Origin of the sequence: Streptomyces sp. WZ.A104, from assembly GCF_002382885.1 — a bacterium.
In the GTDB taxonomy this organism is placed as follows: Bacteria; Actinomycetota; Actinomycetes; order Streptomycetales; family Streptomycetaceae; genus Streptomyces.
This window is the reverse complement of sequence record NZ_NWVL01000003.1, coordinates 43,684-69,921: the sequence shown is the minus strand read 5'-3', so window position 1 is coordinate 69,921 and position 26,238 is coordinate 43,684. Positions and strand designations below refer to the sequence as shown.

General features: G+C 67.5%; 14 protein-coding genes. 2 read left to right on the top strand and 12 right to left on the bottom strand.

The window, feature by feature from the left end; translation table 11 throughout:
- Window positions 1-36 precede the first annotated feature (36 nt).
- From CIB93_RS02390 to CIB93_RS02355, 8 genes are all read right to left on the bottom strand, one after another.
- The gene (locus tag CIB93_RS02390; protein WP_096623528.1) at window positions 37-435 is read right to left on the bottom strand and encodes a cytidine deaminase; all 399 of its coding nucleotides are present in this window, start codon (window positions 433-435) and stop codon (window positions 37-39) included.
- Window positions 432-1,694, bottom strand: coding sequence for an ABC transporter permease (locus CIB93_RS02385; RefSeq protein ID WP_096623526.1), 1,263 nt, complete (start codon window positions 1,692-1,694; stop codon window positions 432-434). The genes CIB93_RS02390 and CIB93_RS02385 overlap by 4 nt, the downstream gene beginning before the upstream one ends.
- A complete protein-coding gene (locus CIB93_RS02380; RefSeq protein ID WP_096623524.1) occupies window positions 1,691-2,809 on the bottom strand; it encodes an ABC transporter permease in 1,119 nt (372 codons plus the stop codon). The genes CIB93_RS02385 and CIB93_RS02380 overlap by 4 nt, the downstream gene beginning before the upstream one ends.
- A complete protein-coding gene (locus CIB93_RS02375) occupies window positions 2,806-4,389 on the bottom strand; it encodes an ABC transporter ATP-binding protein (RefSeq protein WP_096623522.1) in 1,584 nt (527 codons plus the stop codon). The genes CIB93_RS02380 and CIB93_RS02375 overlap by 4 nt, the downstream gene beginning before the upstream one ends.
- A gap of 419 nt (window positions 4,390-4,808) precedes the next feature.
- Complete coding sequence (locus tag CIB93_RS02370) at window positions 4,809-5,855, bottom strand: BMP family protein (RefSeq protein ID WP_096623520.1); 1,047 nt, start codon at window positions 5,853-5,855, stop codon at window positions 4,809-4,811.
- Between the two features lie 195 nt (window positions 5,856-6,050).
- Window positions 6,051-7,292, bottom strand: coding sequence for an amidohydrolase (locus CIB93_RS02365; RefSeq protein WP_096623518.1), 1,242 nt, complete (start codon window positions 7,290-7,292; stop codon window positions 6,051-6,053).
- 370 nt (window positions 7,293-7,662) lie between these two features.
- On the bottom strand, window positions 7,663-8,220 hold the full coding sequence (locus CIB93_RS37375; protein ID WP_143659974.1) for a hypothetical protein: 558 nt from the start codon (window positions 8,218-8,220) through the stop codon (window positions 7,663-7,665).
- 84 nt (window positions 8,221-8,304) lie between these two features.
- The gene (locus CIB93_RS02355; protein WP_257001976.1) at window positions 8,305-14,262 is read right to left on the bottom strand and encodes an RHS repeat domain-containing protein; all 5,958 of its coding nucleotides are present in this window, start codon (window positions 14,260-14,262) and stop codon (window positions 8,305-8,307) included.
- Window positions 14,263-14,850: 588 nt separating this feature from the next.
- On the opposite strand from CIB93_RS02355, the gene CIB93_RS02350 reads away from it, so the two are divergent.
- Together CIB93_RS02350 and CIB93_RS02345 are read left to right on the top strand one after the other, a co-directional pair.
- A complete protein-coding gene (locus tag CIB93_RS02350) occupies window positions 14,851-19,260 on the top strand; it encodes an FG-GAP-like repeat-containing protein (protein ID WP_179499929.1) in 4,410 nt (1,469 codons plus the stop codon).
- A gap of 261 nt (window positions 19,261-19,521) precedes the next feature.
- On the top strand, window positions 19,522-21,027 hold the full coding sequence (locus CIB93_RS02345) for a N,N-dimethylformamidase beta subunit family domain-containing protein (RefSeq protein ID WP_257001975.1): 1,506 nt from the start codon (window positions 19,522-19,524) through the stop codon (window positions 21,025-21,027).
- Window positions 21,028-21,084: 57 nt separating this feature from the next.
- Here the strand turns inward: CIB93_RS02345 and CIB93_RS02340 are convergent, their stop codons facing one another.
- The 4 genes from CIB93_RS02340 to CIB93_RS02325 all read right to left on the bottom strand — a co-directional run bounded on the left by CIB93_RS02340 (window position 21,085) and on the right by CIB93_RS02325 (window position 25,776).
- Window positions 21,085-22,116, bottom strand: coding sequence for a hypothetical protein (locus CIB93_RS02340; RefSeq protein WP_096623510.1), 1,032 nt, complete (start codon window positions 22,114-22,116; stop codon window positions 21,085-21,087).
- Between the two features lie 10 nt (window positions 22,117-22,126).
- Window positions 22,127-23,059, bottom strand: coding sequence for an N-acetylneuraminate synthase family protein (locus CIB93_RS02335; RefSeq protein ID WP_096623508.1), 933 nt, complete (start codon window positions 23,057-23,059; stop codon window positions 22,127-22,129).
- 12 nt (window positions 23,060-23,071) lie between these two features.
- Window positions 23,072-24,313: an acylneuraminate cytidylyltransferase gene (locus CIB93_RS02330; RefSeq protein WP_096623506.1), complete on the bottom strand. Its 1,242-nt coding sequence runs from the start codon at window positions 24,311-24,313 to the stop codon at window positions 23,072-23,074.
- Between the two features lie 80 nt (window positions 24,314-24,393).
- Entirely contained in the window at window positions 24,394-25,776 is a 1,383-nt protein-coding gene (locus tag CIB93_RS02325; RefSeq protein ID WP_096623504.1) for a DUF6716 putative glycosyltransferase, read from the bottom strand.
- Between the last annotated feature and the right edge of the window lie 462 nt (window positions 25,777-26,238).

Genomic DNA, 26,238 nt, shown 5'->3' with positions numbered 1-26,238 from the left:
TCCACGAGGGGAAGAGCCACCGCCGGGGGTTGCGGTTCAGCCGAGGTGCTGCGGGCCGAACGACTGCGGCAGCATGGCATCCAGCGTGCGTCGGCCGTCCGGCGTCTCCAGCAGCAGCTCCGGTCCGCCGAACTCGTACAGCAGCTGCCTGCACCGGCCGCACGGCACGAGGATCGCCCCGGTGCCGTCCACGCAGGTGAAGTGGGTCAGCCGGCCGCCGCCGGTGGCCTGGAGCTGGGAGACCAGACCGCACTCGGCGCAGAGCGAGAGACCGTACGACGCGTTCTCCACGTTGCAGCCGGTGACCGTGCGGCCGTCGTCGACCCGGGCGGCCACACCGACCGGGAAGCCCGAGTAGGGGGCGTACGCACGGGACATGGCGTCCCGTGCGGCCTCCCGCAGAGCCTCCCAGTCGGACTCGCCGAACGAGGTCACTTGCCCTCGCCCTTGCGGTACGGCATGCCGTTGGCCTTCGGCATCCGCAGCCGCTGCGCGGATAGCGAGAGGACCAGCAGCGTGGTGACGTACGGAGCGGCGTCGACGAACTGGCTCGGCACCTGGTCGGTCAGGAAGTACCAGGTGAACAGCAGTGCCGAGATGACCGCCGCGATCGCCGCGGAGACGTACTTCTTCTTGTACAGCTGCCAGAGCACCGCGATGACCAGCAGGATCGCCAGCAGGAGCAGCATCGCGTGGACGTTCTCCGCGCCGCCGCGCAGCTTGAGGCTGTCGGTGAAGCCGAAGAGCCCGGCTCCCAGCGCCATGCCGCCCGGCATCCAGTTGCCGAAGATCATCGCGGCGAGGCCGATGTAGCCGCGGCCGCCGGTCTGGCCCTCCTGGTAGATGCCGGTGGCGACGATCGCGAGGAACGCGCCGCCGAGGCCCGCCAGACCGCCGGAGACGGTGACGGCGATGTACTTGTACTTGTACACGTTGACGCCGAGGGTCTCGGCGGCCGTGGGGCTCTCGCCGCAGGAGCGCAGCCGCAGCCCGAACGGGGTGCGCCACAGAATCCACCACGTGGCGGGGATCAGCAGCAGGGCGACGACGGTGAGCAGGGACAGGCCGGTGACGAGCCCGCCGATGATGCCCGCGAGGTCGGAGATCAGGAACCAGTGCTGTTGTTGCAGGTCCTGCATCCAGTCCGACAGCCCCGGAACGGTGATCCTGTCGATCGGGTCGATGCGCGGGGACTGCTTGGAGGAGCCGCCCTGGACGCCGTCGAAGGCGAAGTTGGAGAGGTAGCGGGTGACTCCGACGGCGAGGATGTTGATGGCCACACCGGAGACGATGTGGTTCACGCCGAAGGTGACGGTGATGACCGCGTGCAGCAGGCCGCCGAGGCAGCCGCCGAGGATGCCGAAGAGGACACCCACCCACGGGCCCCACTGGAACCCGGCCCAGGCCCCGAACCAGGTGCCGAGGATCATCATGCCTTCGAGGCCGATGTTGATGACGCCCGCGCGCTCGGCCCACAGGCCGCCGAGTCCGGCGAGGCCGATCGGGACGGCGAGTGCCAGGGCGCCGCGGACCTGGCCGACCGAGGTGATGTCGTTGGCGCCGCTGATGAGGCGGACCAGCGAGACCAGGGCGAGCGCGCCCGCGATGATCAGCAGGACGACGGGCAGGGAGAGCTTGCGGCGGCCGCCCTTCAGAGGGGCGGGGCGTGCGGCGATGGTTTTGCTGGTGCTCACAGGGCCGCCTCCTTCTCGGTCGTGAGGGCGTGTCCGGCGGCGAGCTCCTCGCCGACCTTCTGCTGCTGGCGGCGGATGCCGTAACGGCGGACCAGCTCGTAGGAGACGACGACCGAGATCACGATCAGGCCCTGCATGATCGTCGCGATCTCCTTCTCGTACCCGTGCTGGTCGAGCGAGGCCGAGGACTTGTCCAGGAACGCGATCAGCAGGGCGCTGAGGGCGATACCGAGCGGGTTGTTCCGGCCCAGCAGCGCGATGGTGATGCCGGTGAAGCCGATGCCCGTGGGGAAGTCGAGGCTGTAGGTGTGGGTGTCGCCGAGCAGCGTCGGCATCCCCGCCAGGCCCGCGACCGCGCCGGAGATCAGCATCGAGGTGAGGATCATCTTCTTGGCGTCCACACCGGATGCCTGGGCGGCGCTCTCACTGGCGCCGGTGGCACGCAGGTCGAAGCCGAACCGGGTGTGGTTCAGCACGAACCAGTACAGGACGCCGCAACCGGCGGCGACGAAGGTGAAGCCGTAGATCTCTCCGGCCAGGTCGCCCATCGGCAGCCCCGGGAACCAGCCGGACTCCGCGATCTCACCGGTGGTGAGGTTGTTGGAGCCGGGCGGCTGCTCGCCGAAGTTCTTCGGCAGGATCAACCAGGCGACCAGCGCGGTGGCGATCGAGTTGAGCATGATCGTCGAGACGACCTCGCTCACCCCGCGGGTGGTCTTGAGGAAGCCCGCGATGCCGGCCCAGAACGCGCCCACGAGCATCGCGACGATCACGATCAGCGCGATGTGCAGCGGCCCCGGCAGGGTGACGCTCGCGCCGACCAGTGCGGCCACCATGGCGGCGAGGCGGTACTGCCCGTCGACGCCGATGTTGAACAGGTTCATCCGGAAGCCGACGGCCACCGCGAGTGCGGCGAGATAGTACGTACCGGCCTGGTTGACGATCAGGACCTGTACGTCGGCGTAACTGGCCGACTCGAACATGATCCGGTACGGCTCGAAGGGGTTCTGCCCGGACGCGAGCAGCACCACGGTCGTCAGCACGAGGGCGACGACCAGGGCGAGCACCGGGCCGGCGAAGCCCAGGATCAGCCGGTCCTTGTCGAATTTCTTCATCGGGCCTCGTCCTCCGGGCTTTCGAGGTGACCGGTGGCGGCACCGGTCATGGCCGTGCCCAGTTCCTCCGGGGTGATGGTGGCCGGGTCGGCGTCGGCGACCAGTCGGCCTCGGTACATGACGCGCAGGGTGTCGGAGAGCCCGATCAGCTCGTCCAGGTCGGCCGAGATCAGCAGGACGGCGAGTCCTTCGCGGCGGGCCTCGCGGATCTGGTCCCAGATCTGGGCCTGCGCGCCGACGTCCACACCGCGGGTGGGGTGGGCGGCGATCAGGAACTTGGGGGCGTGGCTCATCTCGCGGCCGACGATCAGCTTCTGCTGGTTGCCGCCGGAGAGCGAGGCCGCGGTGACGTCGATGCCGGGGGTGCGCACGTCGTACTCGCGCACGATGCGCTCGGTGTCGGTGCGGGCGGCCTTGTTGTCCAGCAGCCAGCCGCGGCTGTTGGGCTTCTCGGTGACGTGGCCGAGGATGCGGTTCTCCCACAGCGGGGCGTTCAGCAGGACGCCGTGGCGGTGGCGGTCCTCCGGGATGTAGCCGATACCGGCCTCGCGCCGCTTGCGGGTGGGGGCGTGCGAGATGTCGTCCGTGTCGAGGGTGATCACCCCGGCGTCCGGGTCGCGCATGCCGATCAGGGCCTCGATGAGCTCGGTCTGGCCGTTGCCCTCGACTCCGGCGATCCCGAGGACCTCGCCCTGGTGGATGGTGAAGTCGATGCCCGCGAGCACGTCGCGGACGGTGCCGTCGGGGTCGGTGACGGTGAGTGCGAGGTCCTGCACGCGCAGCATCGGTACGTCGGTGACGGTGGACTCGCGGGTCTCCGGCGAGGGCAGCTCGCTGCCGACCATCAGCTCGGCGAGCTGCTTGGTCGTGGTGGTGGTCGGGTCGGCGGTGCCCACCGTCGTACCGCGGCGGATCACCGTGATCTCGTCGGCGACCGAGAGCACCTCGCCCAGCTTGTGCGAGATGAAGATGACGGTCAGTCCCTCGGCCTTGAGCTCGCGCAGGTTGGCGAAGAGCGCGTCGACCTCCTGCGGCACGAGGACCGCGGTCGGCTCGTCCAGGATCAGGATGCGGGCGCCGCGGTAGAGGACCTTGAGGATCTCCACGCGCTGCCGGTCGGCGACCCCGAGGTCCTCCACGAGCGCGTCGGGCCGGATGCCGAGCCCGTACGCGTCGGAGATCTCCTTGATCTTCTTACGGGCGCCGGCGCCGATGCCGTACAGCTGCTCGCCGCCGAGGACGACGTTCTCCAGGACGGTGAAGTTGTCGGCGAGCATGAAGTGCTGGTGCACCATGCCGATGCCGCGCTCGATGGCGTCGCCCGGGTTGGAGAACGAGACCTGCTCGCCGTCGATCGCGATGGTGCCCTCGTCCGGCTTCTGCATGCCGTAGAGGATCTTCATCAGGGTGGACTTGCCGGCACCGTTCTCACCGACGAGGGCGTGGACGGTGCCCTTGCCGATGGTGATGTCGATGTCGTGGTTGGCGACGACGCCGGGGAAGCGCTTGGTGATGCCGTGCAGTTCTACGGCAGGGGGGCTGCTGGACGCGTTGATGACGCACTCTCCTTGGCCGGACAGGAGCGGGGGCGGAGGGGCTGAGGGGGCTGAGGGGCTGTCGGAGGCCCCCTGGGGGCGGGGGTGAAGTTATCGCGCCGGAGAGCTGTCTACACGCGTAGCGCTGCCGAATCGTGAAACACGGGTGCACATCGCGGCCCGGACGCGGGTTCGGGCCGGGTGGGAGAGCACTGCGAGAGGCGGATCTTCTTCGGGTGTCGGGTTCTACGCGGGTCGCCGGGGAGGTTTCGGTGAAACCCCCGGACGGCGGAAGCGGAGGCGGGGCCGGTCCGCGGCCCTGCCCGTGCGCCGCGGCGGCGGAAGCCGAGCGGCGTACGGGCAGGGCCTGGGAAACCGGCCGGGGTGACGGCGCGGGGGCCGTCGGGACCCGAGGCCCTGGCTGGGCCGTCGGGCTCAGGGGGTGCCGGGCACCCCCTGGCGCCTTACGGAGCGGACTTGACGGTGATCTTGCCGTCGATGATGTCCTGCTTGGCCTTGTCCACGGCGGCGATGACGTCCTTCATCTCGACGAAGGCCGGGTTGGACATCGACAGGGCGACGCCGTTCTTGTCCAGGCCGTAGCGGATCTCACCCGTCTGCGGCTCGCCGTCCTGGACCGACTTGATCAGGTTGAAGACCGCGTCCTCGATGTCCTTCGTGACCGAGGTCAGGATGGACTCCTTGTAGGCCGCGAGGCCCTTCTGCTGGTACTGGTCGGAGTCGACGCCGATGTTCCACTTGCCCGCCTTGGAGACGGCCTCGATGGCACCGGAACCGGCCAGACCGGCGGCCGAGTAGATCACGTCGGCCTTCTTGTCGAGCTGGCCCTGTGCGGCGGCCTTGCCGAGGTCGGGCTTGGAGAAGCCACCGAAGTCCGGCGGCTGCGTCAGGTACTGCGGAAGCACGTTGACCGAGGCGTCGGTGTCCTTGACGCCCTGGACGAAGCCCGCCTCGAACTTCTTGATCAGCGGGGTCTCGACACCGCCGATGAAGCCGACCGTCTTCGACTCGGTGACCTTGGCGGCGGCGACGCCGGCGAGGTAGGAGCCCTGCTCCTCGTTGAAGACGATGTTGGCGATGTTGTCGCCGGTGACCGAGGCGTCGTCGATGATGCCGAAGGTGGTCTTCGGGAACTTCGGCGCGACCTTCTTGATGGCGGGCGCGTAGGCGAAGCCGACGCCGATCACGGGGTTGTTGCCGGAGCGGGCCAGCTCGGTGAGGCGCTGGACCTTGTCCGCGTCTCCCTCGCCGTCGGAGGGCTCGGCCTCGCTGCCCTGGACGTCGAGGTCCTTCTCCGCCTTTTCGAGTCCGGCGTAGGCGGCGTCGTTGAACGACTGGTCGCCACGGCCACCGATGTCGTACGCGATGGCGGCCTTGTCGCCGTCGGCGTCGGAACCGGCGTCCGACGAACTTCCGCCACACGCGGTGACGCTGAGGGCGAGCGCCGCGGACGCAACGCCCGCGGTGGCAATCCTGGTGATCCGGCGCAAGGGAAGGCTCCTTCAAACCTGACCGAAGCGCCTCTTCCGGCGCTGGTTTCGCCGCGATCGTAACGCGCGTAGATGTCAGATAAGAGCACGTACGGAAGCCGTTATCGGATCGTCGCGAACAGAAGGCGCCCACAAGCTGTCCCCGGAGTCCACGAACGGACCACGAAGACTGTGTCAACGCTGCGCCAACGGCTTCTATCGGTTGCTGTCGAGCAGTGCGGCGGCCGTGAACAGCTCGACGCCCACGGTGATGGCCTCTTCGTCCACGTCGAAGTTGCCGCGGTGCAGGTCGAGCCCGCGCGTGTCGCCCGGGGTACGGACGCCGAGGCGGGCCATCGCGCCGGGCACCCGCTCCAGATACCAGGAGAAGTCCTCGCCGCCGAGGCTCTGCTCGGTGTCCTCGATCGCATACGCCCCGCGGCGCTCGGTCATCGCGGCGTCGAGCAGGCCGATGCTCTCGGCGTCGTTCACCACGGGCGGCACCCCGCGCACGTAATTGATCACGGTCTTGGCCCGATGCATTCCGGCCACCTCGTCGATGGCGGCGTGCACCAGGTCGGGGGCCTCGCGCCAGGCGTCCAGATTCAGGCAGCGGACGGTGCCGGACAGCTCGGCGTGCTGCGGGATGACATTGGGCGCGTGCCCGGTCTCCAGCCGCCCCCAGGTCAGCGCGAGCCCGGCGCGGGCGTCGACCCGGCGGGCGAGCAGCGCGGGCACGTCGACGGCGATCCGGGCGGCGGCGGTGACCAGGTCGGTGGTCAGATGCGGCCGGGCGGTGTGCCCGCCGGGCCCGTCGAGCGCGATCTCCAGCCGGTCGCAGGCGGAGGTGATGGCCCCGATCCGCAGCCCGATCCGCCCGACGTCGACCTTAGGGTCGCAGTGCACCCCGATGATCCGCCCGACGCCCTCCAGCACCCCGGACTCGATCGCGTCGACCGCACCGCCGGGCAGGACCTCCTCGGCCGGCTGGAAGATCAGCCGCACGGCGCTGGGCAGCAGCCCCTGCCGGTCCAGCCCGGCGAGCACGAGCCCCGCCCCGAGCACGGCGGTGGTGTGCACGTCGTGCCCGCAGGCGTGCGCCCGGTCCGGCACGGTGGACCGGTAGGGGACGCCCGCCTTGGTGTCCGGGATCGGCAACGCGTCGATGTCGGCCCGCAACGCCAGCATGGGCGTCACCCCGTCCCACTCCCCCACGTCACACATGAGCCCGGTCCCCACGGCGAGCACCCGCGGCCTCAGCCCGGCCTTCTCCAGCCGGTCCTTGATGGCCGCGGTGGTACGGAACTCCTGGTTGCCGAGCTCGGGGTGCATGTGCAGATCCCGGCGGAAGGCGATCAGCTCGGCCCGAAGCTCGTCCGGGAGCCGCCCAGCCAGGCCGCCTCCCCCCGGCTGCTCGGCGTCGGGCAGGTCGTGGAGGCGGGAGGCGCGGGACTTCAACTGGTTCACCTTATGAAGCGTAGGCCCCTTGCCCCTTCAACTGGCCACAGATCAACAAAACTTCAGCCGCACAGGCGAACAAAGTTCGGGGGAGGACGTGTGACGCTGGGTGGTTGCGGGTATAAACGGCGCCCTCCGTACCGGCGGTGGCGCCCCCGCGCCGCCGCCGTGACCCGCACAGGAAGCCCTGCGCCCGGGGCGAGGCCGTTGCGCGGAGCCATTCCGGGGCGATGTCGCAGGCCGCCGCCCGGACGCCCGTGGAAGCTGACGATCGTGCGGCCGATGGGGCCCGGTGAGTGGCACCGGATGGCTTCGCCGGGCGCAACCTCGATGATCAGCACGTGCGGGCGAGCTGACTACCGGCGCGCCCTCAGCGACGGGACAGGTAGTACTTATCCCGCACATCCGGGTCAGACGTCAGGAAGAACAATTCGAGCTTTCCCGACTTGTCCTTGACAACACTGAGGTCCCAGGCAGCCTCCGTCGGTGGCGGAGCCGTACGAGTCGCCGCACTTGCCGGATCCGACGGAACCGACGAAGGGGATTCGTTCGCCTTTGCTGCACCGCCGCCAACGCTATCCACAGAAGGCTTGACCACCACATGCACCACGGAACCAGTGCCCACCGTGTTTCCACCCTTGTATTCTCCTGGTTCGGAAAGTGACCAGGTTCCGGATCCTGACATCCGCCAGCCGTCATCAAACCGGAACTCCTGGCCGTCGAGATCGACCGCCTCGGCAACACCACCCGGACGAAGAGTCAGTGAACTACCGGACCAGCCCTTCCAGGTTCCGTAGAGATCGGCCGACTTCGCAGTTACAGGAGGCGGCAGTGGAGCGGTTCGGTTATCGACACAGGCCGCGCTTCCTGCGAGCACTGTCGCAACAGCCACTACGGGGGCCACGAGTTGCCTGAATCGGACAGACATGAACAACCTCTTTCACAACGTGGGCCGGGCGGCCAAAGGTGTCACCTCGGCCGCCCGGCTGCGTACCGCAACGTACTTACTGCGCTAGTCGACCGGCCGGCGCATATGAATGCTCTCGGTCCACCGGACAGTGAATTGCACGTCCCGCTGACCGCCCGGGAAGATCCCTCTTATCGACTCGGAGACCGAGGACATCGTTGGATCCTTGGCCCCACTTTCGTATCCTTCAGTGGACACCGACCTGGTGAACGAGGCTTCGGTCATCTTTTGGGTGAGCTCGAAGTCGACCTTGCCGGTGCGGAGCTGCGGGTGATAGTCGGTCACTTTCGCCTTCAGATTGAAGGAACCGAGCACAGCACGGGTGGCACCAGCTTCTGCATCCGGATTGGAGGGCCCTTCAGCCATGTAGGTCAGCGCAGCACCTCCGTCCACGAGCATCATGTGTTGAAGTGACGTGCCGAGCATTGCCGCGCCATACTTCGTCTTGTAATCGAGACCCTTGATCTCCTCGCCTATTATCGTGCCCTTACGATTCGCTAGGTATTTGCGGACCACGTCCATCCACATGTGGTTCTGCACTCCCACAGTGAAACGGTCGTTCTGGTCGAAGCTGTACGAAGTCGGAGCAGCTCCCATGAAATAGAACGCGACTACCTGGAGGGCGTTGGGGTTCAGGTGGTTCTTCGTCAGCGTGGCAGTGACTCCAGAGTTCCCGAAGCGGTAAGCCGCCGTGGCACGACGGCCCAACTCCTGTCGACGTTGGTACGTCTGATAATTCTTCTGATAGTAGGCACTGCTCTTCTTGTTCTGCGCGACTATCTTCTTGTAGTTGGCTCCCTTGCCAACCACCTTCGTGCCCCCGCTGCACCTGTACATGCCGCTCACGCACTCTTCCAGGGCCTCACCGGAAGGGTCGGAGAAGGTGACCGGGTTGTTGGCCGCGTATCCGTAGCCATTCATGGTCTGCGGCTTGTCGGCCTCCAGGATCGGGTCCACGGAGACGAACCGACCGATCGAAGGGTCGTACTCCCGGGCACCGATGTGCGTCAGACCGGTGTCGGAGTCCTTGGTCCCACCGATGAACCCCTTGTCACCGACCCACCCGACAGGCTGGATGCCTCGCGCCTCGCCGAAGATCGTCGACTTGCGGCGCGTGACAGTCTGCTGGGCGTCGGCGCTCACCTGTGTTGTCCCGGTGCCGTGGTGGTCACCGAAGACGAACGTGACCTTGCCCTTGGTACGCATGGCCACCGGAACTTCGCCCGCGAGGTAGTAACGGGTCCCGGTGAGGGCGCCCGCCTTGTCAAGCTGCAGCTCGTTGCCGTTCGGCAGGTAGAGGGTGGTGCCGGTGGTGTCCTTGCGGAACAGCCGCTCACCATCCGCGTCGTAGGCGTACGAGCTGACCGTGTTGCCCTGGGTGACGGACTTCAGGTGCCCCTCCTCGTCCCAGGCCAAGGTCTGCGCATCCGCGGTTCCGATCTTGCGTGTCTCTGTGTTGCCCGTGGCGTCGTAGGTGAAGAGCTCCTCGCGCGGGCTGGAGCCGGTCTGCGTCACCTTGGGCAGATCGTGCTTGCCGGCCGTCGGGGCGGCGTAGGTGCGAACGGTGTCGGCCGCAGGTCCCGAGGCGGTCTGGTGCTTTGTCTCGGTCCTGCGATTGCCGACCGCGTCGTAGGTGTAGGTAGTCCAGTACGCATCCTGGCCACCGACCTCGGACGCCGACGGCTTCTCAGCGCATTTGTTCTCGGTGCGGCTGCTCCAGGCCTCGGTGATCCGGCGCAGTGTATCCATGCCGAAGCACTGGGTGTCGGTGGTGCGGGCCGCGTCCTGACCGTGCGACGTGGAGATCGACGTGATGGAGCCTGCCGGATCGTAGGTGTAGTGGGAGTCGTCGATGCGCTGTGGAGCGGCATCACGGTCTAGGTAGGCGTCCGTGAGCTGCCCGGTGTGTTCGTCGAAGGTGTTCGTCCGCCACACGCTCCGTCCGAAAGCACCGAACTGGCGGCGGATTTCACGGCCGTAGTGGTCGTAAGTGCTGTCCGACACCACCGGATCGGTACCGGCGCCCACGGTGCTCAGCAACCCGGACACAGGCGTGTACGTGTTGGTGACTCTCTCGGACGGCAGTCCTCCGATCGCCGGATGCTGCACCCACATCACCTGGCCGGTGTTCAGGTTGTAGCTCGTGATCCACTTGTAGGTTCCGGCCAGCGTCCCCTGACTGTCCGGGATGGTGACCTGTGTGACTACGGGCTGGTAGAGGCTGTTGTACGTGGTGACAGCCGTCTCATAGGACTTGCCTTCGACGTAGCGGGTCGACTTCGACAGCTGCCCCTTGGACACCGTGTCGTACTCCCACGCGGCAAGGGTGGTCGCACCGGATTTGACTGCTGTCTTGCGCCCGAGGTCGTCGTAGTCCGTGTGAAGCGTGATGTTCCGCGCGTCCGTGATGCTGGCGGCCCGGTCGCCCTTGTCGAACTCAGTGACCGTTTTCCCCTTGTCGGGATCGGTCGCCTCCACTCGACGACCGCGCACGTCGTACTTGTAGGTCCACTGGGCTCCGGCCGGATCGGTGATGCGTTCGAGCCTACCGAGCCTGTCGAAACCGTACGTGGTGGACTGGGAGGTGGTCCGAGCGGCGTCCTTGTACTCCTTGAACTCCGTCGTGCGGCCCACGGCGTCGGTAACCGTCGTGGTCGGAGTTCCGCCCGTGGGAGGTATCACCGTGGTGGTGTCACCGGTGTACAGGGTGGTGGTACGCCTGCTCTCGTCCCCGAACCTCTTGGCTGTCACAGCGGTTACCCGGCCGACGCCGTCGAACTCGGTGTCGGTGGACGCCGGGTAGTTGAGCTCCTTGCCTGTCACGAGAACCGGCTCGGCCGCGCCTTCGGCGAAGTAGACGCCGGACGACCGCCAAGCCAGGCCGCGCGTGTCGTAGAAGGTCTCGGTGACCAGACGGCCCTTGCGATCCGGGGAGGTCTCCTGAGTCTGCCTCTCACGCAGCATGCCGTCCTGGAACGAATAGCTGGTCTCGTACTTGCTGTCATGCGTGAGTGACTTCGATGTCACCACGACCGGCCCGTCGTTGCGGACCAGGTACTCGAAGAGATAGTTCGGGGTGTCCGGGTACGTGGCGGCGGAGCGGGTGGGCAGCCAGACCTTGGTGACGCGCCCCATCGGATCGTAGGCCGTCGTCGTGATCTTGCCGTTGGCGTCCGTGACCTGAGTGGCCTGCGCCCGCAGCGGGTCCGCCACGGTGGTGGTCTTGTGTCCCTTGGGGTTGGTGACAACCAGAGTCGTCGGTGCCTCTCCCGTGGCCGGTGTATAGGCCGTCGTGGTCACCTTGCCGTGTGCATCGGCACCCGCGAGCCCGCGGCCGTAGATGTCGTAGCAGAGCTGCGTGCCGCTCGGGCCACACGTACTGGGCACACTGGTCTGGACGTCGTATCCGGTGCCCTTACCGTTGATGCGGTCGGTCTTGGTGACAAGACCCTTGGTGGGTGCGGCGCCCAGCGCGCCACCGTCGTAATAGGTACGGACGTCGTCGATGACGTCGGCCGGACGCGACGGACTCGTGCCGCACGGCACGGCAAGGGTCTCGACACGGCTGATCTTGTCGAGGATCCAGTCCGAGGTGCTTCGCGCGTACGTAGTCACGGTGCACTTCTCGTCGCCGGTTTTGGTCGTGTCCCCGGAATCGGAGATCCGGTCGACCATCCCGTAGCTGTCGAAGTGCCGTGTCTGCTCGACCGTCCGGGTGCCGCCGGTGACAGCGGTGCGCGTGGACTCCTTCTGGACGCCCGTCCTGTACGCCTCAAGATCCGGCAGGCCGGTACGCGCACGCGTGGCGAGAACCTCGGACCGCCAGGGCGTGTACGAGGTCGCGGACACGAGCTTAGCGGTGTCGTCTCCGTTGTACGTTGCGGTCTCCCGTTGCATGCCCGCGAACTGCTCGCGGTCGATGACGGCCGCACCGGTACTGTCCTTGACATCCTGACCGTCGATCCCGCGGAAGTAGCGGGTCTGGGTCAGCAACTTCGGATCAGAGGCCGCTCCGACGCGTGTCTGTACTCGCTCGTAGCCCCGAGCGACCGAGTGGACGCGATCGGCGGCCTTGGTGAACTCGTCGGTGTTCTTCGCCCAGGCGCTGCCGCCCACGTAGGCGTAGGAGGTGACCTTGTCGGGCGACTCGACCAGATTGTCGCCCTCGACGACCTGGGTCACGACGTAGCTGTTGAACCAGTCCTGCCTGGCCGTTTCGCCTTCGTACGCCCACTTCAGCGGGTAGCAGCGTGTGGTGTTGGACGCATCTGCCGGCGGAAGCCTGGTTGCCGTGCAGTCGGGCTGGGAGTACGTGACACCAATCGTGCCACCGGATTCCGTGGTGATCTGGTACAGGCGAAGGCGCACGAACGGCGCCAGGCCATCGCCGAGAGCATCGACTCGGTTGGGCCTCTGCTCCCCTGCGAAGGTCACTGGCGGGAGCGAAGCCGTTCCCCCGGCCTTTCCGGTGCGCTGGATCGACTTCAGCCACATCGGCGTGGAGACTCCGTCACCGGCGGCGGGGAAATCCTGCACCAGCGACCACGTGTCGACGTCCTTGTACGTACCGCCTGTCAGGAGCTTCGTCGTCACCGCCGTAAGCCGCTTGCGAGACCAGAATGTGGGAGAGTACTGGTCCTTGCATTCAGTGGCTTCCTCCTTGCAGTACCGGTCGAAGGGGACGTCGGGCCAGTACTTCGCATTGGCCTCGTTGAAGGTGCCGCAATTGGCCAGGCAGCGCTCGTCCACGGCGAAGTGGACCTGCCCCATCGCCTTGCCGTCGTACGCCGCGCCGTGACGCAGGCCGTAATCGATGCGATCGAGGTACCCGCCCCGGATGTACGGCGTGACGGTTCCCTTGCCGGTGGTCTGGGTGACGTTGCGGCTGTAGTTGTTCGACTCGCTCTTCCAGTAGTACGCCATGGCGCTACCGGTGGGGCTGAGAACGTAGTCGAGCTGCCAGCGCCAGGCCTGCTGGCACCATCCGGAGGCGAATGAGGAGTCGTAGCAGGGCTCACCTGTCTGATTGCCGAACACCGGCGCTGTCCAGGTGGAGTTGGTGACAGGGTCGTCGCCCTTCTCACCGTTGTCCTTCCACCCTGGCAGACGATTCAGACCGAAGAAATACTGGGTACCGTCAGAGGTGGTGACCTTCCAGTGCTCACCTACCCCGTCGACGCCCGGGGTGCCCTTGTCACCGTTGGAGGCACCCGTCAGCTTCTCGACCTTCTCGCCCGAGTCGCTCGCCGGGTGCCACCCCTCTCCCTTCTCGTACACGAGTTCGGTACTTTTACCCCCGAGCGAGAGAGTGGCATTGTCGTTGTACCAGCACAGATCGCCGACCCGCGTGGTGTTCGTCCCCCCGGTCTTGTCGTCGTTGCAGGCCTTGTAGCGACGCTCGATGAAGCCCGGCTCCCACGACCACCCGTCACCGATCCAAGACGGCTGGTTGTTGGATGCGGCGGTACGCCCGTCCACCGACTGGGAGTTGTAGTCGAGCGAGATCTGCGGCTCCATCCCGCCCGGGACCGCCGGAACGCCGAGCGGGTACGACCAGGTGAACGCACCGGTCGAACCACCCGCGCTCCAATTGCCGGAGGGTTGGAGCGATGTCGCCTTGTAGTTGCCGGTCGGGCCGGAGGCCTCGGCAGTCGCAGCGAGGACTGTGGCAGATCCAGCCGACGCCGACCTTGAGGCCTCGCCGCTACCCGTTCCAGGGGCTCCGCCCAGGGGCACCTCGGCCGAAAGCTTGCCGGACCGGGTGTCGTTCTTCGTCTCAACCGGCTCCTGGATACGGCATTTGGTCAGCGTGGGCGTCGTCAGCGCGCAGGCAGGCAGCTCCACCAAGCGGAGACGAGCGGCCCAGTCCCCGCCGTAAGCGCCTCGGAACGAGTTGTAGTCCACCTCCACCTTGGCCGGAGTCGACTTCGCCGCACCGGCGACACTGCCAACCGAGAGCAGGAGGCCGTCGATGCCGGCCTTGCGCGCAGCATCCCGTCCCATAACGGAGACCCTGACTTGATCGCCAGTCCGGTTCGACGCCGAACCTTTGCCCCCTTGCCCGCGCTTGGAAGCAGCAGGAGCCACTGATACAGGGAGCCCTTCCACGCGGCCGCCGGCGGCAAGGGACACTTCGCCGGACCCGGCGCTGGGCCAGCTCACCTTGTGGGTCCGCTTGCTCCAAGCCCCTGCCGCCGCTGCGTCGGGCCGCCCCTTTCTCCCGACACCCACCCCTTCGACCGGAACCGCCTTCGGCTGTTTCAGTTCAGGAAGCTGCCCATTCCCATCCGAACCGGCCGCGAATGCTATTCCTGGCAGCAGCCCGACAAGAACCGCAGCAGCCAAAGAGGCCGATAGCCCACGTCTACCATTTTGCCCCATTTCCCACCCCTTAAATGCACGTGAAACCAACTGACGCAGGCTAACAGGGCACTTCGCGAGGCATCTTCGAATTACCTTCGGCGATAACGGCACAAAAAGCGCGAAATCCGACCTTGCCACGAATTGCCAATCCAGCAAGCAAAACCACCGCAAAGCGAACTAATGCAGAGAGAATTAACCCCCCGACCGACAGGTGGCATCCTGTATAAAGTGTCGGCGAATATCGGACATGTTGAGGGCGGGGTCATGCATAGCTGGACAAAACGCATTTCAGGGAGAAAGCGGCGCTTTAGATGGTACGTATCGGCTGCACTGGTCGGAGGAATGCTCTCCTCCGGCCTCGCGGCCGTGCCAGCTTCGGCCTCACCAGGGGTTGCTGCGTTGGCGGATCCGGTGGCCGACGGCTCGCAGAGCGAAGAAGATTTCGCACTCGATCAGGCCCGGACGACAGGACAGCCCTACGAACTGACCTCCGCACGGACGGAGTCGGCGGACACCTGGGCTCTGCCGGACGGCAGTTGGTCGGTCAAGCGGTACAGCACTCCGGTCCGTCTGCTCCGGGAGGGCGCGTGGATCCCGACTGACGCCCGCTTGATCTTCGCAGCCGACGGGTCGGTCGTACCCAAAGCGTCCACCGTGGACATGGCCTTCTCGGGAGGTGGCGACGGCCCCCTGCTGACAGGAGTCAAGGACGGTCGGTCACTCTCACTGACCTGGCCAGAGGCCCTGCCCAGACCGATCCTCGCCGAGAACGTCGCCACCTATGCCGAGGTCCTGCCCGGCGTGGACCTGCAACTCAAGGCAGAGGTCGAGGGCTTCTCGCAGCTCCTGGTCGTCAAGTCTGCCCAGGCAGCCCAGAACCCCGAACTCGCGTCCCTGAAGTACAGGCTCGCCACAGTCGGCCTGGAGGTATCGGTCGACACGGAGACCGGCAGCGTCGCTGCAGTCAATCCGGCAGGTCAAACGATCTTCACCAGTCCGTCCCCGTTGATGTGGGACTCCACGAGCGCCAGCTCGGGCGCACAGCCTCTGGCCCGTGCCGCCTCCGCAGCGGAAGGCACACCCGCCGAGACGTTCGAGCCCGCTCCCGGGGCTCAGGACGCGCAAATGCCGACAACAGTCACAGGCGATGTGCTGGAGATCAAGCCGGATCAGGCACTGCTGACGGGGCAGAACACCAAGTACCCGGTATTCATCGATCCCTCCTGGGCGTGGGGGAAGCGGCAGAACTGGACTCGCGTCTACGAGCGCTACCCCAATTCCTCTTTCTGGAACGCCAACGAAGTCGCTCGTGTGGGATATGAGAGCCAGAGCGGCGGCCTGGACAGGGTCTCCCGTTCCTTCTTTCAGGTCGACACGGCCAACATCAAAGGGGCGCAGGTCAAGGAGTCGACGTTCCGGATCAAGAATGTGTGGTCCTGGTCCTGCCAGTCAAGGCCGGTCGAACTCTGGCAGACGAAGCCCATCTCGAAGAAGACCACCTGGAACAAACAGCCCGCGAAAATAGGCAGCATCCTGCGGACGGTGAACGACTCCAAAGGGTGGAGCAAGGACTGCGCGGCCGGAAACCTCGAGTTCGATGTCACCTCGAAGGTGAAGGAGGCCGCAGCCAGAAAACTGTCGAGTCTCACTCTCGGCTTGTACGCCAAGGACGAACGCGACACGTTCGGCTGGAAGAAGTTCGACCCCAAGACCGCAGTCTTGGAAACGAAGTACAATAATCCGCCCAAAGTCCCGAGCGGGCTGGGAACGCATCCCAAAACTTCCTGCTCCAGCGGCGGGCTGATCGGTAACACGCGCGTCAGCCTTTACGCGAAATTCGACGACAAGGATGCCGGTAACCTCACAGCAGAATTCCAGCTGTTCAAGTCCGGTTCCACGAGCCCGGCGGCCACTCAGTCATTGCCCGCGAACAAGGGCAAGATCAGCACCTGGGCCGTCCCCGACGCTGACCTCCCAACCGGAAGTTGGACCTGGAGGACTCGAGTCAAGGACCAGGACAACGCTTACTCTGCCTGGTCGGCGACCTGCAAGTTCACCGTCGATCGGACTCGGCCGAGCAAGCCTCCCGTAATCACGTCCGACGGCAACAAGTTCCCGTCCGGTGACAACGGCTGGCCCACAGTAACGGGCAAGGCTCGCGAAACAGGCAAGTTCACCTTCTCTCCCAACGGAGTGACAGACGTCGACCACTACGTCTGGTGGACCGATCACGCACCGGACGTCAATGACACCCGACCCGGGGTTCCGGTTTCCGTGCGGCCCCCCGGATACGGTCCTCATTTCGTCTACGCCTACAGCGTCGACAAGGCCGGCAACCGGTCGGACACGGCCACCTATCTCTACTACGCCGGACGGTCCCAGGAGCGCGACGGGCCTGGCGACCTCAACGGTGATGCCAACAACGACATCTGGAGCGTCGACTCCAATGGCACTCTGCTCACCTACGCCGGCCAGGGCAATGGTGACTTCGCTGCCGCGACCAACGGTGGCAGGACCTTCTCAGGAGCCAGTGTCGACTCCCGAGGCGACTGGGGCCAGGACGGGTACAACGACCTCGTTGGGCTGGAGTACGACTCCACGGAGAAGAGGAAGAGGCTCTGGACCTATCCGAACAACGGTGATGGCGTCATCAGCGATGACTACACGGAGCTGACCGTCGCCTGCCCGGTCGTGAACGAAGAAATGGGCTGCGTCGGCGACGACAAGTGGACCGGCGACGATCACTGGCACAACGCCGAACAGGTCGTCGCAGCCGGCGACATAAACGGCGACAGCCAGCCGGACCTCTTGATAAAGCAGGGCAAGTACCTCTGGGCCTACTACGGCAACCGTGCCTCCTACTCGCTGGACATCGCTGAGCCCGTTCTCGTAGGAGGAAACGACTGGGACAAGTTCACGGTCATGGTGCCGGGTGATGTCAATGGTGACGGTATCGCCGATCTGTGGCTGCGCGACAACGTCACCGGCGACATCTTGCGCGCCCACGGAAAGAAGGGGCCTAACGGCTACGTCGACCCGACCACCTGGGGCAGCAGTAAAGACCGGGTGAAAATCGGCCAGGGTGTTCCCGCCAAAACCTATCCGGCCATCGGATCTGTCGGGGACTTCACCGGCGACGGCGTGGCCGACCTCTGGGCGCGCAAAGCCGACAACACCATGGTGGGCTGGCCCGGCAGAACTACCGGCCCCATCTTCTTCGGCACTTCCTTCGCCATCGACGGGGCCGTCGGCGGAACCCGCATCCCGGCCGGGACGACCCTCGCCGGAGGTCAGTCCTACACCTCCAAGTCGGCGAAGCTGACGATGAAGGAGGACGGCGACCTGGAGATCACCTCCAACGCCGGCAAACGCCTGTGGTCGACGAAGACTGCGGGGAACATCGGGGCAAAGGCGGTCATGCAGGCCCAGGGCAACCTCGTGGTCTACAAGGCCGACGGGACCACCGTGCTCTGGGACTCGAAGACGAGCGGTGCGGAGGGTTACGCCGTACTGCAGGATCGCGGAAACCTGGTCATCCACAACGCCAAGGGGCAGTCGCAGTGGAGCAGCGGCACCGCGATACGCCACGACTACAACGGTGACGGACGCAGCGACCTGGCGGACTGGTACGACCATGCCGACAAGTCGGACTCCATCCACAGCTTCCTGGCGGACTCCGACGGTAAGTTCAAGAACCCCTTCGCGGGATGGAACGTGCCCCCGGACTCCTGGAACGCCGGCCTCATGAAGCACACCACCGGTGATTACAACGGCGACGGCATCGGCGATGTGGCAGCTGTCTACGGATACCAGGACGGACGTGTGTCCCTGTGGACCTGGCTCGGCAACTCGCAGGGCAGGTTCGCCGCGCCCTTCGAATCGTGGAAGGTGCCGCCCGGTAACTGGAGCTTCAAGCGTATGAGGCTCAACAGCGGGGACTTCAACGGTGACGGCCGGGACGACGTGGCTGTCTGGTACGACTACGCCGACGGACGCGATGCTCTGTGGACGTTTACAGCGAATGTCCGGGGTGGCTTCAACTCTCCGTTCACCTCGTGGACAGGCCCCGCGGGTAATTGGACAACAGCGCGCGACAAGCAGGTGACTGGCGACTTCAACGGAGACGGGCGGGACGACCTGGCCGTCTTCCACGGGTACTCCGACGGAAGCAACAAGATCTTCACCTTCCTCACCGCTCCGACCGGCGGGTTCAACTATCCGGTGGGTTCCTGGACAAGTACGTCCTGGGGCAGCTGGGACCGCACGACAGTCCACGCGGGCGACTTCGACGGAGACGGGCGGGACGACATCGCCGGCTGGTACGACTACGCCGACGGCCACGACAGCATCTACGTGTTCCCCAGCAGCCCAGCAGGAACGTTCAGTTCGACCGCGCAAGCCTGGACCACTCCTGCGGGGAACATGTGGCGCGACCACATGTCGATCTCCATCGGTGACTACAACGGCGACGGCTTGGACGACTTCGGCGCGTTGTACGGCTACGACAACGGCAGCATCAAGGCATGGACGTGGTTGGCCCTGCCCAACCGCACCTTCGCCAAGCCGGTGAGCAGCTGGGGGGTGACCACCGGATTCAGCTTCGCCCGCGCTCACGTGCTGGAGCGCTACGGCAGCTGAGTACCTGTACGTGGTCCGCACCGTCGGTGGTGCGGACCACGCCCCCGGTTGTTGGAGTCGAAGGCAGAGACGATCTGGTCTCAGTGATGTGTCCGGTCACACAGCCATCACACCTGTATCCCCTGCCGATCACACTCGTACGATGAACGATCGTCGACAGGCGCCGCACGAATCCCCTGTGCACTCCGCCCGTCGCAAACGTATCGACGCGTGCGGCGTGAGGCCCGGCGTCCGGGCCTCGGAGTGTGTTCTGTGTCGAAAGTGTCCCGCCGTGCTGCCCTCGGGACGCTCGGGGTCGGAGCCCTGGCGGTGGCCGGTTACCAGCTGCGTGGCGAGGCCGAATCCCTGCCCGAACGCCCTGCCGCGAGTACGGGGAAGAACCCCGTCGCCCGGGAGAACCGCTCCGCCGGATCTCAGGAGTGGCGCATCGGGCAGGGCGGCACGCGGGCCGCCAACGACAGGGAGATACAGATACAGGGGTACGCCTCGGCCACATCGGTGAGCCGCGGCGAATCGATCGGCTTTCACATATCGGCCCACCGCGCCCAGGAATGCACCGTGGCGATCTACCGGGTGGGGCACTACGGCGGTGACGGCGCCCGGCACCTGCTGACCAGCGACCCGGTCCGGGTGGAGCCCCGGAAGCGGCCGGTACCCGATCCGGACACCGGGCTCATCGCCTGCGACTGGCCGGTCGCCTGGACCCTGAACGTTCCGGAAGCCTGGGTGTCGGGGATATACCTCGCCATATTCACCTCGACCGACGGCTTCCGCAGCTACACACCGTTCGTCGTACGCGACACCGAGCGCCGGTCCGACCTGCTGATGGTGCTGCCCTTCACCACCTATCAGGCGTACAACATCTGGCCCTTCGACGGGCGCACCGGCAAGAACCTGTACAAGGGCTACACCCCCGGGGGCGAGATCGGCGGGAACGAGGTGCGCGCCTTCCGAGTCTCCTTCGACAGGCCGTACGTGAACGCCGGAACACCGCGGTGGTTCGAGATGGACACCGCCACGGCTCGGTGGGCGGAAGAGGCCGGGTACGACATCACCTACGCGAGCAGCGTGGACCTGCACGAGGGGCGAATCGACCCGGCTGCGTACACCGCGGTCGTCTTCTCCGGACACGACGAGTACTGGTCCAAGGAAATGCGCGACTGCGCCGAGGACGCGGTGGCGGCCGGGACCCATCTCGCTTTCCTCGCATCGAACAACATCTACTTCCACATCCGCGTCGAGCCCTCGGCCGATGGCCGCGAAGGCCGCGTGGTGACGTGCTACAAGGAGGCCCCGGACCCCGAACCGGGTGCGGCAGGCCCCACCATCCGCTGGCGCAAGCTGGCCAAGAAGGGGCGCAAGGCCGAGCAAAGGCTGCTGGGCGTGCAGTACAACGGCATCCTCGCGGAGCCCGTACCGCTCGTGGTCCGGGAGAGCGGCCACTGGTTCTGGAAGGGAACAGGGCTGCGGGACGACGACAGCATTCCCGATCTGGTGGGGGTGGAGGCCGACGGTTTCGACCCCTCAATGCCCCGCCCCTCGGACAGCAAGCAGACACTCCTGGCCGCTTCTCCGTACACCGACAGCTGGGGCCGCGGCCGCCGTGAGCACAACGCCAGCCTGTGCGAGAACAGCGAGGGAACGCTCGTCTTCGTCGCGGGGACCTTCTACTGGCCGCTCGCGCTGAACGAGCCCGCGCACCTCAACCCGCTGGTCCAGCGAGCCACCCGGAACCTGGTGGAGAGGATGCTGGAGCCTCGCCATTAGGTGCGCGGCGCGTTCGCCTGCCCCCAGGGCCCTCGCCGCTGCGGGGGCCCCACCCCCTCACATCACCACCGACGGCAGCCGCTGCACCCCCCGAGCCGTCTCCGTGACCCCGCTCAGGAACCCCTGGGCGCGGGGTGAGGCCGTGGCGCGGAGCCATTCCGGGGCGATGTCGCAGACCGCTACCCGGACGCCGGTGCCGGTCAGGGCCAGGGGGAGGGTGTGGACGACCGTGGAGGGGAAGCTGACGATCGTGCGGCCGATGGGGCCTCGGCGGGCGATGAGTTCCAGGGGGAGGTCCGGGCGGACTATCTCCAGGCCGGTGGCCGCCTCCAGGGCGTGGAGCTTTTCGGCGGACTCGCGGCGGTGGGCGAAGTAGCGGGTCGCGCCGTGGGTGCGAGCCAGGGCCGTGACCGCTTCCTGGTACGGGACGGGGTCGACGACGCCCGTTTCGACCAGGGAGGTGCCGACCAGGTCCGCGCCCTTACCGATGCTGGGCGGGCCGAAGCGGGCGCGGGTCCAGGCGAAGGTGTTGGCGGTGACCGCGATGCCGGGCGGAGCCTCGACCGGCATCGCGGTGAACACCTCGACCGTGTGGTTCACCGACGGGGTGAAGCGGCGGCGGGCGGTGGCGGTGACCGGGGCCAGGAGCAGTTCGCGGGGGCCCGTGCGGCCGCGGCGGTGCCAGCGGGTCAGGCGCTCGCCGCGGGCCAGTTGGGCGACGAACTCCATGGTCGCCGTGCCGTCGTCGACCACCGTGAGGCGGTCGGCCCGCACCAGGGTCAGCAGGAGCTGGACGTAGCGGGAGAACGGGTCGCCGATGACGATGTGGTCCGCGCGTCTGACCAGGCCGGTCAGGGCGCGCAGGGCCTTCAGAGGGGCGCCGGACTCGCCGCGCGCCTCCTGCCAGCGGACCGTGATGCCCTCGTCGCGGGCCAGCTCCGCCATCCGGCGCAGCTGACCGCGCGACATCGGGTCGACCGGGGGGAGGACGACGACCGTGGTGGCGGTCGGGTCGTCTCCCCCCTGGGTGTGAACCCACTCCAGGACGTTCAGGAGCTGGACCGGGCTCTCGACGAAGGCGAGGTTCACCGGTCGGCGCTCAGACCGCGACCGGCTCGGGGGCCGACGCGTTCTCGGCCTCGGCGACGACGCCCGCGACGCGGCGGAGCTTCTTCATCGGGCCGAGCTCGGACTCGTACACCTTCTTGACGCCGTCACCGAGGGAGGCCTCGATGGTGCGGATGTCGCGGACCAGGCGGGTCAGGCCCTGCGGCTCGACGGAGGCGGCCTGGTCGGAGCCCCACATGGCGCGGTCCAGGGTGATGTGGCGCTCGACGAACGTGGCGCCGAGCGCGACGGCGGCCAGCGTGGTCTGGAGGCCCGTCTCGTGGCCGCTGTAGCCGATCGGGACGTTGGGGTACTCCTGCTGGAGGGTGTTGATGACGCGGAGGTTCAGCTCCTCGGCCTTCGCCGGGTACGTCGAAGTGGCGTGGCAGAGCAGGATGTTGTCGCTGCCCAGGACCTCGACCGCGTGGCGGATCTGCTTCGGCGTCGACATGCCGGTGGAGAGGATCACCGTACGGCCGGTGGCGCGCAGGGCGCGCAGCAGCTCGTCGTCGGTGAGGGAGGCGGAGGCCACCTTGTGGGCGGGGACGTCGAACTTCTCCAGGAACGCGACGGCCTCGGTGTCCCACGGGGAGGCGAACCAGTCGATGCCGCGCTTCGCGCAGTGCTCGGAGATGGCGCGGTACTCGTCCTCGCCGAACTCCACGCGGTGGCGGTAGTCGATGTACGTCATCCGGCCCCAGGGGGTGTCGCGCTCGATGTCCCACTGGTCGCGCGGGGTGCAGATCTCCGGGGTGCGCTTCTGGAACTTGACGGCGTCGCAGCCCGCCTCGGCGGCCGCGTCGATCAGCGCGATGGCGTTGTCGAGGTCGCCGTTGTGGTTGATGCCGATCTCGCCCGTGATGTAGACGGGGTTGCCGGGGCCGGCGGTGCGGGTGCCGAACGTGCGCAGGCGGGAGGTGCTCATGGTGGTGCTTCCTTACTTGGTGGGGACGGCAGGGGTGTCGGGGTGTGTAGTCGTGGTGAGGGTGGGACCCAGGAGCCAGGCCGCGATCTCGCGGATGGCGCCGTAGCCGCCGGGGGTGGTCGTGACGGCACGCGCGGCGGCGCGTACCGAGTCGTGGGCGCTCGCGACGGCGACGGGCCAGCCGGCGAGCGAGAAGCAGCCCAGGTCGTTGACGTCGTTGCCGACGTAGAGGACCCGGTCGGGGGCGATGGCGTGCTCGTCGCACCACCGCTTCAGCGCCTCGTCCTTGCGGTCGATGCCGTGCAGGACGGGGACCTGGAGCTTGCGGGCGCGGGCGGCGACGACCGGGTTCTGTTCGGTGGAGAGGATCAGGAGGGGGACCCCCGCCTTGCGCAGGGCGGCGATTCCCAGTCCGTCGCCCCGGTGGACGGCGACGGTCTCGCGGCCCTCGGAGTCGACCATGACCCGGTCGTCGGTCTGGGTGCCGTCGAAGTCCAGGACGACCGCGTCCACGTCCGCCCGGGTGGGCAGCGGCGCGGGGTCCAGGAGCGGGGCGAGCGCGCGGGCGCGGGCCAGGTCGTGCGGGTCGTCGATCTCCAGCACCCGGGCCGGGTCGGTGGGGACCAGGGCGGTGTGGCCGAAGAAGCGGTGGCGGTGGGTGCGGAAGCCCGCCGCGTCCATGGCGTAGGCCGCGCCGGTCTCCAGGTAGTCCTGGGGGCGGTCCTGGCGGCGGGGGCGTACGGACTTGTCGTGGTTGACGCCGTAGGTGCCCTCCTCGACCGCGTGCCCGTCGCGCCAGACGAACCCGTGGAACGTGGCGACGGTGACCGCTGTGTCCGCCCCCTCGTGGACGACGGCCCTGGCCACCCCGTCGATGTCCTCGCCGGAGACGAAGGGGCTGGTGCACTGGACGAGCAGGACCACGTCGACGGTGCGGGCCCGCTCGGCCTCGTACACGTCCAGCGCGTGCAGCACGGCCGCCTCGCTGGTGGCGGTGTCGCCCGCGATCGCCGCGGGGCGCTCGACGCAGTGCAGCCGGTGGGCCGCGCCGAGGTGGGCGGCGGCGCTTCGGGCGGCCTCGGCGATGGCCCCGTCGTCGGTGGTGACGACGACGTCGGTGACCTCGGGCGCGCCGAGCGCGGCGCGTACGGCGCGGGCGACCAGGGGGACGCCGCCGACCTCGGCGAGGTTCTTGGCGGGGACGCCCTTGGATCCGCCTCGGGCGGGGATCACGGCGAGGACGGTCGGGGGCATGGCGGCTCCTGATGAGGTGGACACGGTTCGCCCGGCGGGTCGGTTCACGGGTGCGGAAGCGGGGCCACCGGCCGACGCGGTCACAGGTCCCCCATCCGCCGGATCACCGGCGCGACGCGCTGCACGCCGTGCCGGTACGCCCCCCGCGCCGCGTTGCGTACGGTCTCGCGCACCGCGCCCCGCACCCGGCCGCTCTCCCGCGGTGCGGCCGCGCCGGGCAGGGGCGTGCCGTCGGGAGCCAGGTGGTGGCGGGCGAGGATGCCGGGGAGGTAGCCGGGGGCGGTCGCGGGGGTGTAGTAGGGGGCCAGGGGCGGGAGTTGCCCCTCGCCCAGCAGGGCGGCGACCTTGGCGCGGGCGCTGTCGTAGGCCGTGCCGTACGAGCCGTCGGCCGCGACGCCCTGGCCGGCCAGCCACTGGCCGTCGGGGCGCGGGCGGAACCCGCCGTCGAGCCGGTCCCAGGAGGTGAGGAGCCCGGAGCCGACGAAGTGGTGGTTGCCGAGGGGTTCGCGTACGCCGAGGTCGGTGAGGATCGCGGTCGGGATGCGGCGGTGCAGGGACTCCAGGGCGGCGGTGGAGGACACGGTGACCAGGAGGTCGGTGCGGTCCAGGACCTCGCCCATGTGCCCGTACACCAGGCGGAAGTTGGGCGGCAGACCGCCGGGCAGCCGCTGCGCGAGGCGCTGGTAGGGCAGCTCCTCGATGTGCGTGGTGTGCTCGCCGGGCTTGGAGCGGAGCTTGAGCAGCACCTCGCGGCGGGGGTGCAGCCGGGCGTGCTCGACGAGCCGGCGGAGCAGATACGTACGGTCGGCGCGGGAGGCCGGTACGGAGGGCTGGGCGGCGAACACCACGGTGTCGCGGCCCTCTTCGGGGCGGTACGGGGCTCCGCCGAGGAAGGGGAGCGCCGCCTCCGTGACGGCCGAGGCGTCGGCGCCGACTCCTTCGTACACCGCGCGGAAACGCTCCGCGTCGTGGCGGGAGTTGGCGAGAACGACGTCGGCGCCGTGGCGGAGCAGGAGGCCGTCGGTGAGCTTCTCGTAGACGACGCCCACATATCCGGTGACGATGACGGGGCGGCGCGCGAGGTCCAGCGCCGCCAGTCCGTGCAGCATCGCCTGGACGCCGCCGCCGACGAGGGCGAGGACGACGAGGTCGAACCCCTCGTCGCGCACAGCGTGCAGGAACTCCACCGCGGTGACCTCACGGACCCGCTCCGCGTCGATCCCGACCTCGCCGACCTCCGCGAGCTGACGGGGCGTCGGGGTGGCCCGGCCGCGCAGCAGGAGCCCGCTGACCTCGACGGGTCGCGCGCCGCTCCCGTCCGTCCCGGCGGTCAGGCGGCGCGCGGTGAGCGCGCCCCATTTCCACCGGGTGTCGGAGTCGGCGAGAACGGCGATCCGCAGCGCCGGTCGGGGAGCGGCGGGGGCTTCGGCCGGGTCGGCCTCATGGCTGGTACGTGGGGGCACGTCCTAGAAGTTAGGAAGGCATTCCGATGCGCGGCCCAACGTGATGGCAACAGATGGTTAACAGCGGGCCGACTATTGGGGATTCGGCGGTGCCGAAGCGTCAAAGAACGCCGTACGACGTTTGGTTCACCTGTTCTCCATTCACCGTTAATCCTGAATGCGCGACGAGGTGGAAGTGGCGGTCCCATTTCGTACGACGCCCCGTGCGAACGCCAGTCATCGCTCCCCTGCCCGCGCGTCAAGAGTGCGCCCTGAGACAGGATTACGGCTGGTGGGAGCGCTGTTCGACCTCCCCGCACCCATGGCCCCCCACCTACCCCACCCCAGCGCCGCTTGACGGCCCTCCCTCTCCCTCCTGCGGGGGTCGCGTTCACCGGGAATGCGCCGCGGATTCACCCGCCTTTTCCATTCACCGATGCCCGGATCACCATCAACCGCCGATCAACTGATCATCCGAGTTGG

Excerpts from the sequence above, each read along its gene's own strand:
- CIB93_RS02355 (WP_257001976.1), bottom strand. The coding sequence starts at position 14,262 with ATGGGACGGGATGCTGCGCGCAAGGCCGGCATCGACGGCCTCCTGCTC.
- CIB93_RS02335 (WP_096623508.1), bottom strand. The coding sequence starts at position 23,059 with ATGAGCACCTCCCGCCTGCGCACGTTCGGCACCCGCACCGCCGGCCCC.
- CIB93_RS37375 (WP_143659974.1), bottom strand. The coding sequence starts at position 8,220 with ATGTCTGTCCGATTCAGGCAACTCGTGGCCCCCGTAGTGGCTGTTGCG.
- CIB93_RS02330 (WP_096623506.1), bottom strand. The coding sequence starts at position 24,313 with ATGCCCCCGACCGTCCTCGCCGTGATCCCCGCCCGAGGCGGATCCAAG.
- CIB93_RS02380 (WP_096623524.1), bottom strand. The coding sequence starts at position 2,809 with ATGAAGAAATTCGACAAGGACCGGCTGATCCTGGGCTTCGCCGGCCCG.